Origin of the sequence: Pseudomonas sp. CHM02, from assembly GCF_000612585.1 — a bacterium.
Lineage (GTDB): Bacteria > Pseudomonadota > Gammaproteobacteria > Pseudomonadales > Pseudomonadaceae > Aquipseudomonas.
The window spans coordinates 63,582-81,330 of record NZ_JFCA01000026.1; the positions used below are offsets into that span (position 1 = coordinate 63,582).

Here is a 17,749-nt window from a genome sequence, read left to right on the forward strand (position 1 = left end):
TCCGGGCAGCTTCACGTTACAAGCTTCAAGCCGCGAGCTGGAAGCTTAGAGACAAGCGGTCGGCTGCCAGGCCAGGGGCCCGGCAGCACACGCCTGTCGCTGCCTTACTGCGATTTGCGAACCCGCAGGTACCACTCGGAGAGCAGCCGTACCTGTTTGTCGGTGTAGCCGCGCTCGACCATTCGTGTGACGAAGTCGTTGTGTTTTTGCTGGTCCTCCTTGCTGGCCTTGGCGTTGAAGCTGATGACCGGCAGCAGATCCTCGGTGTTGGAGAACATTTTCTTCTCGATGACCACCCGCAGCTTCTCGTAGCTGAGCCAGGTTGGGTTCTTGCCATTGTTGTTGGCGCGGGCGCGCAGCACGAAGTTGACGATTTCGTTGCGGAAATCCTTCGGGTTGCTGATGCCGGCGGGTTTTTCGATCTTTTCCAGTTCCTCGTTGAGGGCTACGCGGTTGAGGATCTCGCCGGTTTCCGGGTCGCGGTATTCCTGGTCCTGGATCCAGAAGTCGGCGTACAGCACGTAGCGGTCGAAGATGTTCTGGCCGTACTCGCTGTAGGACTCCAGGTACGCGGTCTGGATTTCCTTGCCGATGAACTCGATGTAGCGCGGCGCCAGGTATTCCTTGAGGAAGCGCAGGTAGCGTTCGCGGGTTTCCGCCTGGAATTGTTCCTGCTCGATCTGCTGCTCCAGCACGTAGAGCAAATGCACCGGGTTAGCGGCGATCTCGTGGGGATCGAAGTTGAAGACCTTGGACAGGATCTTGAACGCAAAGCGCGTCGACAGGCCGTTCATGCCCTCGTCCACACCGGCCGTGTCGCGGTATTCCTGGATCGACTTGGCCTTGGGGTCGGTGTCCTTGAGGTTTTCGCCGTCGTACACGCGCATCTTCGAATAGATATTCGAGTTTTCCGGCTCCTTGAGACGCGATAGCACGGTGAACTGCGCGAGCATCTTCAGCGTATCGGGGGCGCAATGGGCCTTGGCCAGGGAGCTGTTGAACAGCAACTTGTCGTAGATTTTGATTTCATCGCTGACCCGCAGGCAGTACGGCACCTTGACGATGTAGATCCGATCGATGAAGGCTTCGTTGTTCTTGTTGTTGCGGAAGGTGTGCCATTCCGATTCGTTGGAGTGAGCCAGCAGGATCCCGGTGAACGGAATCGCGCCCAGGCCTTCGGTGCTGTTGTAGTTGCCTTCCTGGGTTGCGGTGAGCAGCGGGTGCAGCACCTTGATCGGTGCCTTGAACATCTCCACGAATTCCATCAGGCCCTGGTTGGCCCGGCACAGTGCGCCTGAGTAGCTGTAGGCGTCAGCGTCGTTCTGCGGGAATTCCTCGAGTTTGCGGATATCGACCTTACCCACCAGCGCCGAGATGTCCTGGTTGTTCTCGTCGCCCGGTTCGGTCTTGGCCACACCGATCTGGTTGAGAATGGACGGGTAGAGTTTCACCACGCGGAACTGGCTGATGTCACCGCCGAACTCGGCCAGGCGCTTGGTTGCCCAGGGCGACATGATGGTATTGAGGTAGCGACGCGGGATGCCGAAGTCTTCCTCGAGGATCGCGCCATCTTCCGTGGCGTTGAACAACCCCAATGGCGACTCGAAGACCGGTGAGCCCTTGATGGCGTAGAAGGGCACCTTCTCGATCAGTTGTTTGAGTTTTTCGGCCAGGGATGACTTGCCGCCGCCGACCGGGCCGAGGAGGTAGAGGATCTGTTTCTTCTCTTCCAGGCCTTGGGCGGCATGGCGGAAGTAGGAGACGATCTGGTCAATGCATTCTTCCATGCCGTGGAAGTCTTCAAAGGCAGGGTAGCGACGGATCACCTTGTTGGAGAATATTCGCGACAGGCGCGAATTGTTCGAGGTGTCTATCAGCTCCGGCTCGCCAATTGCCAGCAGCAGACGTTCGGCGGCAGACGCGTAGGTGCTGCGATCCTGTTTGCACAGCTCGAGATACTCTTGCAGCGTGAGTTCTTCCTGCTGTGTGGATTCGAAGCGGTTTTTGAAGTGGCTAAAAATACTCATGACGTCGTCACCTCGCTCGATACGTGGAGCCGACGCCGGATCAATCAGTCGATGCTGGCAGACATTGGCGAACGCCAACGGCCGTTTTCCCCCCAAACACCCTGAAACGCTACCGATGACCCGCACGCCGGTGTACCGGCTCTCCCCTGATTCGGATGGCCTGCGCTTAAGGATAGTTCGGAATCGGAGAGGTCAAGGCGCGATGCACAATTAGTTTGGCTGCGCCGTTCGTCAGAAACGGCGCGAGCCCAAGCATCACGCGGGGTAGCGGGGTGTGAAAAAAATTATTGCGAATCGCCTGAGGAAATTTCCGCAGGATAGGTCGTACGCCACAGCTCAAAGCCACCGTCCAGGCTGTAAACGTCGGAGAAGCCCTGGCTGACCAGATAGGCTGCCGCGCTCTGGCTGGAATTGCCGTGGTAGCAGGCCACGATCACCGGCGCATCAAGGTCGGCAGCGCGGATGAAATCGGCGATGTTGACGTTGTCCAGATGCTGGGCGCCGCTGATGTGGGCAGCCACATAAGTCGGTTGGTCACGGATATCGACCACCACTGCACCTTGCTCGCGCAGGGCCTGGGCTTGTTCAGGGGGGATACGTTTGAATTCGCTCATGGCGGTCTCCTTGGGCTTGGCAGCGGCTGCGTCTAGCGCTTGGCGGCGGCCGGCAGTGTAACGGGAAGGGGAGATTGGCACTGGCAGCTGTGGCGCTCGCCAGTGTCGATGTTCATCAGGGTCATGGCGCCGCCCCACACACAGCCGGTGTCGAGGGCGAACACGCCGGGCTCGTCGCATTTGCCTTCAAGGGCTGCCCAGTGCCCGAAGACGATCTTCGTGTCGCGAGTCTTGCGTTCCTTGTGGGCGAACCAGGGCTTGTAGCCGGGCAGCGCGGTGTCGGCACCTTCCTTGCTCTTGAGGTCCAGCTTGCCCTCGGCGGTGCAGAAGCGCATGCGCGTGAAATAGTTGGTGATCACTCGCAGGCGGATAACGCCGCTCAGCTCACTGTCCCACTTGACCGGTTCATTACCGTACATGCCGTCGAGGTAGGCGGTGTACAGGTTGTCATCGGTCAGGGCGCTTTCGACTTCGGCGGCGCACTTGAGGGCTTTCTTCAGTGTCCACTGGGGCGGGATGCCCGCATGGACCAGCGCCATGTTGCGGCCTTCATCGTAATGCATGATTTTTTGCCGGCGCAGCCAGTCGAGCAACTCGGCGCGATCCGGCGCTTCGAGGATTTCCCGCAGGGTATCGCCCTTCTTCAGGCGCTCGATGTTATTGCCGGCCGCCAGCAGGTGCAGGTCGTGGTTGCCCAGTACGCACACCAGGGATTCACGCAGGCTATATAAGTAGCGCAGCGTCTCCAGGGACGCCGGGCCGCGATTGACCAGGTCACCGACCAACCACAGGCGGTCTGTGCTCGGCTCGAAGGCCACGCGCTCAAGCAGGCACTTGAGGGGCTCCAGGCAACCTTGCAGGTCTCCGACCGCGTAGGTCGCCATCAGTGCAGGGCTCCGGGTACCGCGAGACGGAAGGGCGCAATGATGGCGTCGAACAGTTGGCCGTCGGTGGCTTTCATTTGATACGAACCCTGCATGGTGCCGACCTTGGAGGTCATCACCGTGCCGCTGCTGTAGGTGTGGCTGGCGCCGCTGTCGATCAACGGCTGCTGGCCGACCACGCCTGCACCGCGAACTTCTTCGACCTGACCGTCACCGTCGGTGATGACCCAGTGGCGCGACAGCAGCTTAGCCGGCACCAGCCCGTTGTTTTTCACCGTGATGGTGTAGGCAAAGGCGAAGCGGTTCTGTTCAGGTTGCGATTGGTCCGCCAGGAAGCGGGTGACGACGCTGACGTCGATCTGGTAGCGAGGATCGGACATGCAAGAGGCCTTAAAAGCAAAAGCGGAGGACAGCAGATGCGGATCAGTCTAGGCCAAGAGGTGGGCACTAGGCCAGACATGCTGTCTGGCTGCACGCCATTGTAGGAGCCTGCTTGTCGGCGATGGCGATCTTGAGGGCGCCATCGCCGTACAGGTCATTCCTCGGCAGGCGCAGGCTGGATCGCAAGCTGGTCGGCCAGGCGCACGAACGCCGCCAGGTCCAGTTGCTCGGGACGCAGGCTGCCATCGACGCCGGCAGCTTCGATCTCGGCAGTGCTCAACAGCGCCTTGAGCGTGTTGCGCAGGGTCTTGCGACGCTGGTTGAACGCTTCGCGGACGACGCGCTCCAGCAGGCGATGGTCCTTGGCGGGGTGCGGCAGTACGGCGTGGGGCACCAGGCGCACGATGGCCGAGTCGACCTTCGGCGGCGGGTTGAACGCGCCAGGCCCGACGTTGAACAGGTGTTCGACGCGGCAGTGGTACTGAACCATGATCGACAGACGGCCCCAATCACCACCGCCAGGCCCGGCCGCCAGGCGCTCCACCACTTCCTTTTGCAGCATGAAGTGCATGTCGCGGATGATCCCGGCGTTGTTCAGCAGGTGGAAAATCAACGGCGTAGAGATGTTGTAAGGCAGGTTGCCCACTACGCGCAGGCTGTTGGGCGCTGCGTTGAGGGTGTTGAAGTCGAACTTCAGTGCATCACCCTGATGCAGGTTGAAGTTGGACTTGCCGGCGAATTGCTGGTTGAGGATCGGGATCAGGTCCTTGTCCAACTCAACCACGTCCAGTTGGCCGCCGCTGGCCAGCAGGCCCTGGGTCAATGCGCCCTGGCCCGGGCCGATTTCCAGCAGACGGTCTTCGGGCTTGGCATGGATGGAGCGCAGGATACGGTCGATCACGCCAGCGTCGTGCAGGAAGTTTTGCCCGAAGCGCTTGCGCGCCCGGTGTTGGTAATGCTCGGTCATATACGGGTCTCGGCCATCTGATAGGCGGTTTCCAGGGCCACGTGCAGGCTGCCGGTATCGATCTTGCCGCTGCCTGCCAAGTCCAGGGCGGTGCCATGGTCGACGGAGGTGCGGATGATCGGCAGGCCCAGTGTCACGTTGACTGCGGCGCCGAAGCCTTTGTATTTAAGCACCGGCAGCCCCTGGTCGTGGTACATCGCCAGCACTGCGTCGCAGTGCTCCAGATATTTGGGGGTAAACAGAGTGTCCGCAGGCAGTGGGCCGCGCAGGTCCATGCCTTCTTGGCGCAGACGCTCCAGGGTTGGTTCGATGATGTCGATTTCTTCATGGCCCAAGTGGCCGCCTTCACCGGCGTGGGGGTTGAGCCCGCAGACCAGGATGCGCGGTTGGGCGATGCCGAACTTCTGTTGCAGGTCGGCGTGCAGAATGCGCGTCACGCGTTCCAGACGCTCGGCGGTGATGGCATCGGCAATGTCACGCAGCGGCAGGTGCGTGGTCACCAGTGCGACCCGCAGGCCGCGCGTAGCCAGCATCATCACCACTTGTTCGGTGTGGGTCAGTTCGGCGAGGAACTCGGTGTGTCCGGAAAAGGCGATACCGGATTCGTTGATCACGCCCTTGTGCACTGGGGCGGTGATCATGCCGGCGAAGTCGCCGTCGATGCAGCCTTGCCCGGCGCGAGTCAGGGTTTCCAGCACGAAGGCGGCGTTGGCCTTGTCCAGCTTGCCGGCAACCACCTTGGCCTGCAGCGCGGTGTCCCACACATACAGGCTGCCGGCGGGGGCGGGAAGGTCGGGCCAATTGCCGGGCGTCACGTCCAGCAGATTGACGACCACACCCAGCTGCGCGGCCCGCTCAAGGAGCAGGTCACGGCTGGTAATGGCAATCAGGGGGTGTGGCTGAGGTTGCGAGGCGACCAGCAGGCACAGGTCAGGACCAATGCCGGCCGGCTCGCCGGGTGTCACCGCGAAACGCTGGGGTTTCACTGAACTGCCTGGTCGGTGCCTGTCTGGGCGCCTGGCAGCTTGTTCTCAACGTAGGCTTCGTCGCGGATCTGACGCAGCCAGGTCTGCAGCTCTTCGTCGTATTTACGGTTACGTAGTACGTTCAGCGCTTGTTGCTCGCGAGCCTGGCTGGTGTTGTCGGTGGCGCGACGGCCAAGGACTTCCAGCACGTGCCAGCCATATTGGGTCTTGAACGGCTTGGACAATACGCCTTGCGGGGTATCGGCCATCACTTGCTGGAACTCCGGTACCAGGGCTTTCGGGTCGATCCAGTTCAGGTCGCCACCGTTGAGGGCAGAACCCGGGTCTTCCGAGAAACTCTTGGCCAGGGTGGCGAAGTCTTCACCGCTTTCGATGCGGTCATAGATCTTCTGGGCCAGTTCCTTGGTTTGGGCTTCGGTGCGGATTTCGCTTGGTTTGACCAGGATATGACGAACATGCACTTCGTCTTTCAGCGAGGTCTCGCCACCACGACGTTCCAGCAGCTTCAGGATAATGAAGCCACCTGGGGTACGGGCTGGCTGAGTGATGCCGCCGACTTCCATGGCGCTCAATTCGCGGTCGAACGGAGGTGGCAATTGAGCGGCTTTACGCCAGCCCATATCACCGCCCTCGAGAGCGTTGTCGCTGCCGGACACGGCAATGGCCGTCTGGGCAAAGTCGGCACCAGCCTTTAGGCGGTCGTACACCGCCTGGGTCTTGGCGGCGGCTGCATTGAGCTGTTCGGAGTTGGCGCTGTCCGGTGTCGGGATCAGGATGTTGGCCAGGTGCAGCTCTTCGGAAAGCTGCATCTTGCCCAGGTCGGAGGCCAGGAAGTTCTTCACTTCCTGTTCCGACACCTGAACCCGCTCGGCTACACGGCGCTGGCGCACACGGCTGATGATCATTTCGCGGCGGATCTGGTCACGGGCGTCCTCATAGGACAAACCGTCGTGGGCCAAGGCTGCACGGAACTGGTCAATGCTCATGTTGTTGCGCTGGGCAATGGTGCCCACGGCCTGGTTCAGTTCTTCGTCCGAAATACGGATGCCGGAACGATCGCCGATCTGCAGTTGCAGGTTTTCGACGATCAGGCGTTCCAGTACCTGTTGGTCCAGGACGCTGGTAGGTGGCACGCCACCGCCACGCTTGGCGATGGTTTGCTGGACTTCCTTGACGCGCTGGTCCAGTTGGCTCTGCATGATCACGTCGTTATCGACGATGGCCACTACCTTATCCAGTTCTTGAACCGCAGCGTGCGCCGATGCGGTACCCAGGAACAGTGCGCCCAGCACTAGCGGGCGCAGACAATCAGAAAGCTTGGTCTTCACGTTCACGATAACCTTCAATGCCTTTGTCGAGGAAGCTCTCTACCTTGGCGCCGGTCAGGCCGCCGAGTCCTTTGAGGACGATCTGGAAGAAGAGCCCGTGGTCACCCTTTTCGTTAAGCGGGGCGATCTGGCTGTATTCGTCGTTGGAAACCCAGTAACGGTTGATGACGCGCAGTTTCCAGCAGCAGTTGTCGTACTCGAAACCACCGAAGGCTTCCAGGGTACGGTTGCGAGCGTAGTCATACTGCCAGCGGGTGATCAGGTTCCACTGGGGAATGATCGGCCACATCATCGAGAAGTCGTGTTGCTGGATTTTGTAGTAATCCTTCACGAAATTCGGGTCGCCTGGCTGCCCGTAGTCACCGCCGAACTGCCATTTGCCGGTCAGCTGGTTGTAAACCACTTGGTCGTTGCGATAGCGATAGCCGACGTTGATGATCTTGTTCGGGTTGTCTTCCGGCTGGTAGTGAAGCATCGCGCTGCCGGAACGAGGACTGTGTTCCTCGGTGTCCCAGTTGTAGTCGGCAGTGGCGCGCCAGTCACGGTTGAAGCGGAACTCGTAGTCCAGGGCGACTGGCGATACATCCGACTGTGCATCGGCACGGTCAGAGGCCAGGAGGCCCGGCAATTGAACTTCACGATCCTTGAAGTACAGCGCCTGGCCCACGGATACGCGTTGACGTTCGAAGCCGTTGTCTTCGATCCAGCGGCTGGTCAAGCCCAGGGACAGCTTGTTCTCGTCACCGATCCGGTCTGCGCCGCTGAAGCGGTTGTCGCGGAACAGCGAGGCGTAGCTGAACGAGTATTCGCTGGTGTCGAAGACTGGGATATCAGCCTGGTCCTTGTTCGGTACGTACAGGTAGAACGCACGCGGCTCAAGGGTCTGGCGATAGTCTTTGCCGAACCAGTTGGTGTTGCGGTCGAAGTACAGGCCGCTGTCGATGCTGGCCACCGGAACCGCACGGTCCTGGGAGCTCTTGAACGTGCCGCCCGCGTACTGGGTTCCGTTTGCAACCGAGGCAGCTTGGTCAGCAATGATCTGGTTCTTGCCGATGTTGTCCAGGTCCAGGTCGTACTTGGTGTACACGTACTTGAGCTTCGGTGTGACGAAGCCGTAGGTCCAGTTCATCGGGTATTCGACGGCCGGGGCTACGTTCAGGCGCGTACCGTTCGCACGGGTCAGGCCACGCACGTAGGTGTCCAGGCGTGCCTCGGTTTGACCGTCTTCATTGGTGAAGTTGCCGTTTTCCAGGTCGCGATCAAAGCGTACTGCCTCGGTCTCGTAGCTGAAGTTCAAGCCACCCGGATGGTACGGCAGGGTACCGTTGAAGGTGATCTGCGGCAGGCGGTCATACGGGGTGACCTGGGAAATCGTCGCCAACTGGTAGGCCTGCAGGTTCAGTCGAGCCTGGAAGGTGTCGCCGCGATAGGTCACGGAGCCTTGCTGGTTGACGTAGTCCTGGCTCTCTACACCTTCCTCGTAGGACTTGAGGTCCTGGAAGTAGTAGGGATCACTGATCGTGGTGTAGTCGACCTGGGTCAGTACACGCGAATCCAGCCCGCCCTTGTGTTGCCAGTTGAGCATGTAGCGGGTTTTTTCGTAGTCGGTTTGACGCTTGCGCTCGTCGTTGTCGTCGTTCAGGTACGCGCCGCCGAACTGGCCTTCGCTGGATTTGGTGAGGTAGCGGAATTCGCCTTCCATCAACAAACCGCGCTTGGTCATGTATTGCGGGTACAGCGTGGCGTCGTAGTTGGGCGCCAGGTTGAAGTAGTACGGCGTAACCAGGGTGAAGCCGGTTTCGCCGCCCGTGCTGAAGCTAGGCGGCAGGAAGCCGGATTGACGACGGTCGTCGATCGGGAAATAGATGTACGGGGTATAGAGGATCGGGATGTTCTTGACCCGCAACGTCGCGTTGGTGGCCGTACCGAAACCGGTGGCCGGGTTCAACGTGATGTTGTTGCCTCTGAGCTGCCAGGCGTTGCTGTCTGGCTCGCACGTGGTGTACGTACCGTCCTTGAGACGGATGATCGCGTTTTCGGCGCGCTTGGCGTACAGCGCGTTACCGCGGATACGCGACTTGTGCAGCACGTATTCGGCGTTGTCGATCTGAGCGGCGCCGGTGTCGAGTTGCACTTCGGCGTGGTCGCCCACGATCAGTGCACCGTTGTCGCGCAGACGGACTTTGCCGTTCAGCTCGCCACGGTTCTCGGCCTGGTACAGGCTGGCTTCTTCCGACTCCAGCTGCATGCTGCCCTGGCGCATGACAACGTCACCGGCCAGGGTAGCCACTTGTTGTTCCTGCTCGTAACGAGAGGCCTTGGCACCGATGAAGGTGGGCGCATCGCTCTTGTTCGTCTTGTCGTTCATGCCAGGACGAGTCGGCTCGATGTACGCACCGCCGCAGTAAGGTCCGGTTTCGGCCAACTGCGCTGCGGTCAGCTTCTCGCGCGGTACCCAGTCCAGGTGGCTGTAGTCGGCGCTGCGCGAACGCAGGCCACGGCCCTTGGATTCGGTGACCAGTGCGGTCTTGGGTTCGGCCTCGGCTTTGCCGCCAGCATCGGTTTGCGCCGTGCTGTTGGCGGAACTGACGGCGGCGCCGTCATGCACCGGGCGTGGTGGCAACGGGGTCGCGGCGGTTTTCGGCGCGCAATCCCAGGCACCCGAAGCAGAGACTGAGCAGTCATACTGTTCCGCGGCGACCACGAATGAGGTGGCGAAGGGTTGCAAGGCCAGCAGACTGCCGGTTACCAGCAACGGAAATTTTCTACGAAACGCGGGGGATTTCAATGCCATCTTATTAGTCCGGGCTTCCTGCGTGCCATCTGCCCGCGGTTTGGGCCGCACGCCTCTCGATGGTCTGAAAAAGATGCGTGATAATAAAGCATGCCCCGCTTGACGGCTAGCGCCGTCGGAGACCCTTGTAATGCCCGAGCAAGATCTACGTTTACAACAGCTGGAAGTCTGGCTGGATGAGCAGTTGCCGATCCTTTTCAACGCTCAAGGCTGGGGTGCCGTACCCCCGGCCACATTGACCGCGGCCAGCAGCGACGCGAGTTTCAGGCGCTATTTCCGTTGGGAAGGCGGTGACCGGACATTCGTGGTAATGGACGCTCCACCCCCCCAGGAAAACTGCAAACCTTTCGTCGATATCGCGCATTTGCTGGCGAAGTCGGGAATAAATGTTCCAAAAATTTACGCAGAAGATTTGCCGCGAGGCTTTCTTTTGCTCAATGACCTGGGCAGAAAAACCTATCTGGACGTGATTGACGACAAAAACGCCGATCAATTGTTTGCCGAGGCCATAGACACCTTGCTGGCTTTCCAGCAACTGCCGATGGACGCGCCACTGCCCAGCTATGACGTGGCCTTGCTGCGCCGCGAACTCGAATTGTTTCCAGAGTGGTACGTACGCCGGCACCTGGGTATCGAACTGGATACGCAGCAACACGCGCTCTGGCAGCGTGTCAGCGACCACTTGATCGACAGCGCCCTGGCGCAACCGAAAGTGCTGGTGCACCGCGACTACATGCCGCGCAACCTGATGATCAGCGCGCCGAACCCAGGCGTGCTGGATTTCCAGGATGCGGTCTACGGGCCTGTCACCTACGACATCACGTGCCTGTTCAAGGACGCTTTCCTCAGCTGGCCCAAGGCCCGCGTGCGGGACTGGCAGCGCGGCTATTGGGAGCGAGCGGGGCAAGCGGGCATTCCGGTGCAGGCGGATTTCGAAGACTTCCTGCGCGCCAGCGACTTGATGGGCGTGCAGCGTCACCTCAAGGTCATCGGGATTTTCGCGCGCATCTGCCATCGCGATGGCAAGCCTCGTTACCTGGCCGATGTGCCGCGCTTCTTTGCTTATATAGAAGCCGTGCTGGCGGACCGTCCGGAGTTGAGCGAACTGGGTGAGCTGCTGGCCAGCCTGCGCGAGCCGGTTGAGGCGAGCGTATGAAGGCCATGATCCTGGCGGCCGGCAAAGGCGAGCGGATGCGTCCGCTCACCCTGCACACGCCCAAGCCGTTGGTGCAGGCCGGGGGCAAGCGCCTCATCGAGTATCACCTGGAGGCGCTGGCCAAGGCTGGCTTCACCGATATCGTGATCAACCATGCCTGGCTCGGCCAGCAGATCGAAAGCTATCTGGGGGATGGCGCGCAGTTTGGCTTGCGCATCCGTTACTCCCCCGAGGGCGAACCGCTGGAAACCGGCGGGGGGATTTTCCAGGCGCTGCCATTATTGGGCGATGAACCCTTCCTGGTGGTCAATGGCGATATCTGGACCGACTACGACTTCACCCAACTGAAGCAACCACTCAAGGGCCTGGCCCATCTGGTGATGGTCGATAACCCGGCGCATCACCCTTCGGGCGGTGATTTCTACCTTGATCAAGGTTTGCTTCATGATGCGGCGGCCGGTGCCGATAACCTGACCTTCAGTGGCATTTCAGTGCTCGACCCCAAGCTGTTCGCGGGGTGCAGCGCCGGAGCCTTCAAGCTGGCGCCGCTGCTACGGGCAGCCATGGCCAAAGGTCAGGTAACGGGGGAACACATGGCGGGACGCTGGATTGATGTCGGCACGTTGGAGCGCCTCGCGCAGGTCGAAACCCTGCTGACAGCGGGGCAGTAGCATGTTGTGGCCAGGGACGCTGATCGGCGCCGGGGCTGGCTTTGCCATCGCCAGTATTCCGGGGGCTTTGTTGGGGGCGCTGTTGGGGCAGGCGCTGGACCGCCGCCTGCAACTGCAGAGTTGGGCGCAGTTGCGCGAGCGCCTGGGCGGACGCCCGGCATTACGCAATGACGAGTTGTTGTTTGTGTTGCTGGGCCGTCTGGCCAAGAGCAATGGGCGAGTGGTGGATGGGCACATCCAGCAGGCGCGCCATGAAATGCGTGCGCTGGACATGAGCGACTCGGCCCAGCGCCGTGCGATTGCGGCGTTCAATCGCGGCAAGTCCGGCTCCGACCGAGTGCGCAGCTATCTGCGCGTGCTCAAGGCTCAACCCCATGCGGCGGAAGGCGTGTTGCGCGCCTGCTGGCGCATGGTCTGGGCGGACGGCAGGGCGGATGATGCCGAGCGCGACCTGATCGACCTGTGGGGCAAATGGCTGGGCTGGACGCCGCAACAACTCCAGGCGCTGGCGGCCGACTACACGCCGGAGCGCAAGCCGTTGGTGAACCGGGGCGGTTCCTATCAGGACGCGTTGCGGTTGCTGGGCGTGACGGCTACCACTGAGCCGTCGGCGATCAAGCGCGCATACCGGCGCCTGCTCAGTCGTCATCATCCGGACAAGATCGCCGGCACCGGTGCCAGCCCCGCGCAAGTGCGTGAGGCCACCGAGCGCACCCGTGAATTGCACAGTGCCTATGCATTGATCCGCGAGCGTCGGGATTTCCGTTAGATTTCGTTTCTTCATGTTGATAACCCGCTCCCACAGGGGACCTGCGGTGTTCCCTCAGTCGGCGCTTGCTTGCGGGCTCAGCCAGCCGCGAATCCTGCGATACAACTGCTCCTGTCCGGCATCACTGTTGCCGGGCAGGGCTTTCAACGACACCTGCCGGTAGCCCTCGTTCTTCAAGCGCTTGGCCGCCTGGGCGCGGGCCAGGGCGTTTTTGCGTGATTGGGCTGCGTCTTGATAGAAGACATCGGCGGTTGGCACCTTCAAACCGGGGGCCAGTTGCTGGATATCCGGATGGCGCCCGGTAGGCGTCTGCGCTGCGACCATGACGAACTTCTGCACCTGGGTTGGCTGTTTTTCGCTCAAATACCGTGCAGCCCACCAGGCGCCGGTGCCATGGCCGAGCAGCACTACGCTGCGCGCGCTTTGGGTCTGGGCGAAGGCCACGGCGGCGTCGATGCGGTCGAAGATGCGCGAGGCGTCGGTCTTGTCTTGCTCGTCGACTCCGGGAACCACTGCTGGGTCAGTGCCTTCGGCTTCGGCGCTGGCAGCTTGCTCGATGGGTTTGTCGGCGGTGCTCGCCTCTTTGCTGCTGGTGTCGACGGTGGCCTTGGGCGCTTCCATCACGCGCGGTGGCAGGGTGTCTACGCTCACATCCGGCAACGACAGGCTGAGGCTGCCCCAATTAGCATCCGGCAATTTGTGCCGCAACGGGCTGATTGCTTGCGGCCAGTCAGCATTTTCGCCGGCGCCCGGTACGATAATCACCACACCTTCGGGCTCGGCGCTGTTGGCGGGTTTCCACAGGGCGAGGAATGAATCGCTGCCGGCCTGCAGTTGTTGCTGTTCCTGTTGCGGGATTTTGCGTTCCAGGGCGCTGGCTTCTTCCTGGCTACGCTCGGCCAAGGGTTGGCGCTCGACGGGTTTTTCGGGGGCGGCCTCAGGGGCGTCAGCAGCCTGTACAGAAAAGGCACTGGTAATCAGCAGCGACAAGCACAATGCTGGCAGTGCCGAACGGTGGAAAAAGGGCATCGTTAATTCCCGGCCAGAAATGATTCCAGCAGCCTAATGGGTTGGTCAGTATTTGTCAGTGATGTGAGACGTGGATCATGGGTTTTCGCTGTCTGCTGGTTATCGGCTGTTTGTGCCTTGCCTTGATGGCAAATGCCGCCCCTGCGCCCGCCGCACCCCAGGTGCAGCTCAATGCGCAGCAACGCGAATGGCTGGCGCAGCACCCGGAGCTGAGGGTGGGCCTGGTGTTGCAGGCGCCTTACGCGCAATACGATCGGCGTTTGCAACGGCTGTCCGGGGCGAACGTCGAGTTGATGCAGTGGCTGGCCAAGGCGCTGAACATCGAGCTGACCTGGCGCAACTTCCCTAATCAGGAACAACTGGAAGCTGCCGTACGCGAGGGCGAAGTGGACATCGCCCCTGGCCTGCAACAAACCCCGGCTGGTTTGCGCTTATGGCTGTTCACTGACCCCTACATGCGCGTGCCGCAGCACATCGTCGGTATTCGCGAGGGCGGCGGCGCCGTGGAGTTGGAAAAGCTCGATGATCGATCCCGTGTCGCCGTGCGCATGCCCAGTGCCGTCGCCGATTACCTGCGCAGTACCTATCCCGGCCTCAACCTGCAAGGCGTGCCGATGGAGCGCCAGGCCCTGCAATTATTGGTGAGCCAGCAGGCGCGCTACGCGGTGGTGGATGAGGCGCAATTGAGCCGTTTGTCGGGCGAGGCGGAATTCGCCGGGCTGGCGGTGGTGGGCGATATCGGCCTGCCGCAATTGCTGCGGGTAGCCACGCGCCGGGAATGGCCGGAGCTGGCGGGCATCATGCAAAGCGCACTTCGCGCCATCCCCGCCCGCGATCTGGACCAACTGCACAACCGCTGGCTGCAACCCAAGTACCCGCGCCTGACAGAGTCCCCGGGCCTGTGGCAAAACCTCAGCCTGTTGCTGGGCCTGTTGCTGCTCGCCAGCCTGGCCACTGTGTTCTGGCAACGGCGCCAGCAACGGGTGCTGGAACATGGCCTTTTGGCCGCGCGCGAAGAAAGCGCGGCCCGTGCCGCCGGGGCCGAAGCTTTGCGGCTGACGCAATTTTCCATCGATCAAAGCACCGTCGGCATCCTCTGGGTCAATTGGGACAGCCATGTGCGCTATGCCAACCGCGCGGCCGAAAGCATGCTTGGCTACGCCCCCGGTGCACTGATCGAACGGCCGCTGGCCGACCTGGATCCGAGCCTGGACATGGATCGCTGGCTCAACCTGTGGAAGCGTGCGCGGGCCAGCGAGGACGGCCCGCAGAATTTCGCCACCGATTGTCGGCGCGCCGATGGCAGCGTCCTGCCGACCAATGTGTCCTTGAGCTTTCTGCGGTTTGCCGAGGCCGAGTACCTGGTGGTCTACCTCAATGACGTCAGCGAGCTGCGCCGGACTTTGGCCGCGTTGCTGCAAAGTGAGGCGCAGTTGCGCGAACTGTCCGCCCACCTGGAAACCGTGCGCGAAGAAGAGAAGGCGCGCATCGCCCGCGAGGTGCATGACGAACTCGGGCAAATGCTGACGGTGCTCAAGCTTGAAACCTCGATGTGCGAGCTGGCCTATGCGCAACTCGATCCGGGTTTGCACGAGCGCTTGAACAGCATGAAGCGCCTGATCGCCCAGTTGTTCCAGTTGGTACGCGATGTGGCGACGGCGCTGCGTCCGCCGATTCTGGATGCCGGCATTGCCTCGGCCATCGAATGGCAGGCGCGGCGTTTTGAAGCGCGCACGCAAATTCCCTGCCTGGTCCAGGTGCCGGATAACCTGCCGACCCTGAGCGATGCCAAGGCCATCGGCCTGTTCCGCATTCTGCAGGAAGCGCTGACCAATGTGATGCGTCATGCCCAGGCGCATACTGTGGAGCTGACCCTTGCCATCGAGGGCTCTGATTTGCGCCTGACCATCAGCGATGATGGTGTCGGTTTCATCCAGGCTCAGGGCCGCCCGGTCTCATTCGGCCTGGTGGGCATGCGTGAGCGTGTGCTGATCATGGGTGGGCAATTGAGCCTGGACAGCGAACTGGGGGAGGGCACCACCCTGAGTGTCACGGTGCCGTTGGATGCATAACACCAAGAGGAAGTCCCTGTGATCCGCGTACTGGTAGCCGAAGACCACACCATTGTTCGTGAAGGCATCAAGCAATTGATCGGCCTGGCCAAAGACCTGTTGGTGGTTGGGGAAGCGAGCAATGGCGAGCAACTGCTGGAGACGTTGCGTCATGTGCCGTGCGAGGTGGTATTGCTGGATATCTCGATGCCTGGCGTCAACGGCCTGGAAGCGATTGCGCGCATCCGCGCGCTGAACAATCCGCCGGCGATCCTGGTGCTGTCGATGCATGACGAAGCGCAAATGGCCGCCCGCGCCTTGAAGGTCGGCGCCGCCGGCTACGCCACCAAGGACAGCGACCCGGCGCTGTTGCTGACGGCGATCCGCAAGGTGGCGGCCGGCGGGCGTTACATCGACCCGGACCTGGCCGACCGCATGGTCTTCGAAGTCGGCCTCACCGATGCCCGGCCGCTGCATTCATTGCTGTCGGAGCGTGAGTTTTCGGTGTTCGAGCGCCTGGCCCAGGGCGCCAATGTCAACGACATCGCCCAGCAACTGGCGCTGAGCAGCAAGACCATCAGCACCCACAAGGCGCGGTTGATGCAAAAGCTCAATATCACTTCCCTGGCCGAACTGGTGAAGTACGCCATGGAACACAAACTCTTGTAGACGCCTCGCTTGCCGGTGATGGCGATGCAACGGACGCCATCGCCGGCAAGCCGGGCTCCTACAGGGCGGGGCATGTCTGTTTGCGACAGGTGTCTCGCAGGTAGATGCCCTTTCTTGGCGCTTGCAGCTCCCCCCTTGGCGCAGCGCTGTCCTGTCCCCGCCATCCGTGTAGGGCAATCCCTACCCCAAACCTTCCATCCGGCTGATGCGATTCTCTCCTGGCCCCCGATTTCCGGGACCTTGCGCCTGGACTACGCTTGTTCCACAGCAGTCCAAAATACAAAGGTGCGGGTATGAGCGAGGTGGATACAAATGATGTGCTGGTCAGCTTTCGTGGCGTGCAGAAGAGCTACGACGGCGAGAACCTGATCGTCAAAGACCTCAACCTGGAGATTCGCAAGGGCGAGTTCCTGACCCTGCTCGGGCCGTCCGGCTCCGGCAAGACCACCAGCCTGATGATGCTCGCCGGCTTTGAGACGCCGACCGCTGGCGAAATCCAGCTGGCCGGGCGCTCCATCAACAACGTGCCACCGCACAAGCGCGATATCGGCATGGTGTTCCAGAACTACGCACTGTTCCCGCACATGACCGTCGCCGAAAACCTGGCGTTCCCGCTGTCGGTGCGTGGCTTGAGCAAGACCGACATCAGCGAGCGGGTCAAACGCGTGCTGAGCATGGTCCAGCTCGACGCCTTCGCCCAGCGCTATCCGGCGCAACTCTCTGGTGGTCAGCAACAGCGTGTGGCCTTGGCCCGTGCGCTGGTATTCGAACCGCAACTGGTGCTGATGGACGAACCCCTCGGTGCCCTCGACAAGCAACTGCGCGAACACATGCAGATGGAGATCAAGCACCTGCACCAGCGCCTCGGCGTGACCGTGGTGTACGTGACCCACGACCAAGGCGAAGCCTTGACCATGTCTGACCGGGTGGCGGTGTTCCATCAGGGCGAGATCCAGCAGATCGCCGCACCGCGCACCTTGTATGAAGAACCGAAGAACACCTTCGTCGCCAACTTCATCGGCGAGAACAACCGCCTCAACGGCCGCCTGCACAGCCACACCGGCGAGCGCTGTGTGGTGGAGCTGGCGCGGGGCGAGAAGGTCGAGGCGTTGGCCGTGAATGTCGGCCAGGTCGGCGGCCCGGTGACCCTGTCGGTGCGCCCGGAGCGCGTCAGCCTCAATGGCTCCAGCGAAAGCTGCGTCAACCGCTTCTCCGGGCGGGTGGCAGAGTTCATCTACCTGGGCGACCACGTGCGCGTGCGCCTGGAAGTCTGCGGCAAGACCGATTTTTTTGTGAAACAACCGATTGCCGAGCTGGACCCAGCCCTGGCGGTCGGCGACGTGGTACCGATTGGCTGGCAAGTCGAGCACGTTCGCGCACTCGACCCACTTCTAGAGGCGAATTGATCGCCCCCTGGCTTCAC

The 17,749-nt window shown here is 61.4% G+C and carries 15 protein-coding genes; 6 read left to right on the plus strand and 9 right to left on the minus strand.

Translation table 11 applies throughout. The features are described 5' to 3' along the window. Positions 1-104 precede the first annotated feature (104 nt). The 8 genes from BM70_RS0116520 to BM70_RS0116555 form a co-directional block, all read right to left on the minus strand. Complete coding sequence (locus BM70_RS0116520; RefSeq protein WP_025857038.1) at positions 105-2,027, minus strand: PrkA family serine protein kinase; 1,923 nt, start codon at positions 2,025-2,027, stop codon at positions 105-107. A 284-nt stretch (positions 2,028-2,311) separates the two neighbouring features. Further along, entirely contained in the window at positions 2,312-2,641 is a 330-nt protein-coding gene (glpE, locus tag BM70_RS0116525) for a thiosulfate sulfurtransferase GlpE (protein ID WP_025857039.1), read from the minus strand. A 32-nt stretch (positions 2,642-2,673) separates the two neighbouring features. Continuing rightward, the gene (locus tag BM70_RS0116530; protein ID WP_025857041.1) at positions 2,674-3,525 is read right to left on the minus strand and encodes a symmetrical bis(5'-nucleosyl)-tetraphosphatase; all 852 of its coding nucleotides are present in this window, start codon (positions 3,523-3,525) and stop codon (positions 2,674-2,676) included. Continuing rightward, positions 3,525-3,905, minus strand: coding sequence for a Co2+/Mg2+ efflux protein ApaG (apaG, locus tag BM70_RS0116535; protein ID WP_010206973.1), 381 nt, complete (start codon positions 3,903-3,905; stop codon positions 3,525-3,527). Before apaG ends, BM70_RS0116530 begins: the two co-directional genes overlap by 1 nt. Before the next feature lie 155 nt (positions 3,906-4,060). Further along, positions 4,061-4,873: a 16S rRNA (adenine(1518)-N(6)/adenine(1519)-N(6))-dimethyltransferase RsmA gene (rsmA, locus tag BM70_RS0116540; protein ID WP_025857042.1), complete on the minus strand. Its 813-nt coding sequence runs from the start codon at positions 4,871-4,873 to the stop codon at positions 4,061-4,063. Further along, positions 4,870-5,859 (minus strand): 4-hydroxythreonine-4-phosphate dehydrogenase PdxA, encoded by a 990-nt coding sequence (gene pdxA / locus BM70_RS0116545; RefSeq protein WP_025857043.1) that lies wholly within the window; start codon positions 5,857-5,859, stop codon positions 4,870-4,872. The genes rsmA and pdxA overlap by 4 nt, the downstream gene beginning before the upstream one ends. Continuing rightward, positions 5,856-7,193: a peptidylprolyl isomerase gene (locus BM70_RS0116550; RefSeq protein WP_025857044.1), complete on the minus strand. Its 1,338-nt coding sequence runs from the start codon at positions 7,191-7,193 to the stop codon at positions 5,856-5,858. Before BM70_RS0116550 ends, pdxA begins: the two co-directional genes overlap by 4 nt. After that, positions 7,168-9,981: an LPS-assembly protein LptD gene (locus BM70_RS0116555; RefSeq protein ID WP_025857045.1), complete on the minus strand. Its 2,814-nt coding sequence runs from the start codon at positions 9,979-9,981 to the stop codon at positions 7,168-7,170. The genes BM70_RS0116550 and BM70_RS0116555 overlap by 26 nt, the downstream gene beginning before the upstream one ends. 130 nt (positions 9,982-10,111) lie before the next feature. Here BM70_RS0116555 and BM70_RS0116560 point away from each other — a divergent pair, with 130 nt between their 5' ends. Genes BM70_RS0116560 through BM70_RS0116570 form a run of 3 tightly spaced genes read left to right on the plus strand, consistent with a single transcriptional unit; the run spans position 10,112 to position 12,577 of the window. Next, a complete protein-coding gene (locus BM70_RS0116560; RefSeq protein WP_025857046.1) occupies positions 10,112-11,137 on the plus strand; it encodes an aminoglycoside phosphotransferase family protein in 1,026 nt (341 codons plus the stop codon). Further along, positions 11,134-11,808 (plus strand): N-acetylmuramate alpha-1-phosphate uridylyltransferase MurU, encoded by a 675-nt coding sequence (murU, locus tag BM70_RS0116565; protein ID WP_025857047.1) that lies wholly within the window; start codon positions 11,134-11,136, stop codon positions 11,806-11,808. The genes BM70_RS0116560 and murU overlap by 4 nt, the downstream gene beginning before the upstream one ends. 1 nt (position 11,809) lies before the next feature. Further along, the gene (locus BM70_RS0116570; RefSeq protein ID WP_025857048.1) at positions 11,810-12,577 is read left to right on the plus strand and encodes a TerB family tellurite resistance protein; all 768 of its coding nucleotides are present in this window, start codon (positions 11,810-11,812) and stop codon (positions 12,575-12,577) included. Between the two features lie 54 nt (positions 12,578-12,631). Here BM70_RS0116570 and BM70_RS0116575 read toward each other — a convergent pair whose 3' ends face one another. Beyond that, complete coding sequence (locus tag BM70_RS0116575; RefSeq protein ID WP_025857049.1) at positions 12,632-13,606, minus strand: alpha/beta hydrolase family protein; 975 nt, start codon at positions 13,604-13,606, stop codon at positions 12,632-12,634. Positions 13,607-13,683: 77 nt separating this feature from the next. Here BM70_RS0116575 and BM70_RS0116580 point away from each other — a divergent pair, with 77 nt between their 5' ends. From BM70_RS0116580 to BM70_RS0116590, 3 genes are all read left to right on the plus strand, one after another. Continuing rightward, positions 13,684-15,678, plus strand: a complete 1,995-nt coding sequence (locus tag BM70_RS0116580; protein ID WP_025857050.1) for a histidine kinase — start codon at positions 13,684-13,686, stop codon at positions 15,676-15,678. A gap of 18 nt (positions 15,679-15,696) precedes the next feature. After that, a complete protein-coding gene (locus tag BM70_RS0116585; protein ID WP_025857051.1) occupies positions 15,697-16,326 on the plus strand; it encodes a response regulator transcription factor in 630 nt (209 codons plus the stop codon). Between the two features lie 293 nt (positions 16,327-16,619). Beyond that, positions 16,620-17,732, plus strand: coding sequence for an ABC transporter ATP-binding protein (locus tag BM70_RS0116590; protein ID WP_025857052.1), 1,113 nt, complete (start codon positions 16,620-16,622; stop codon positions 17,730-17,732). Positions 17,733-17,749 lie beyond the last annotated feature (17 nt).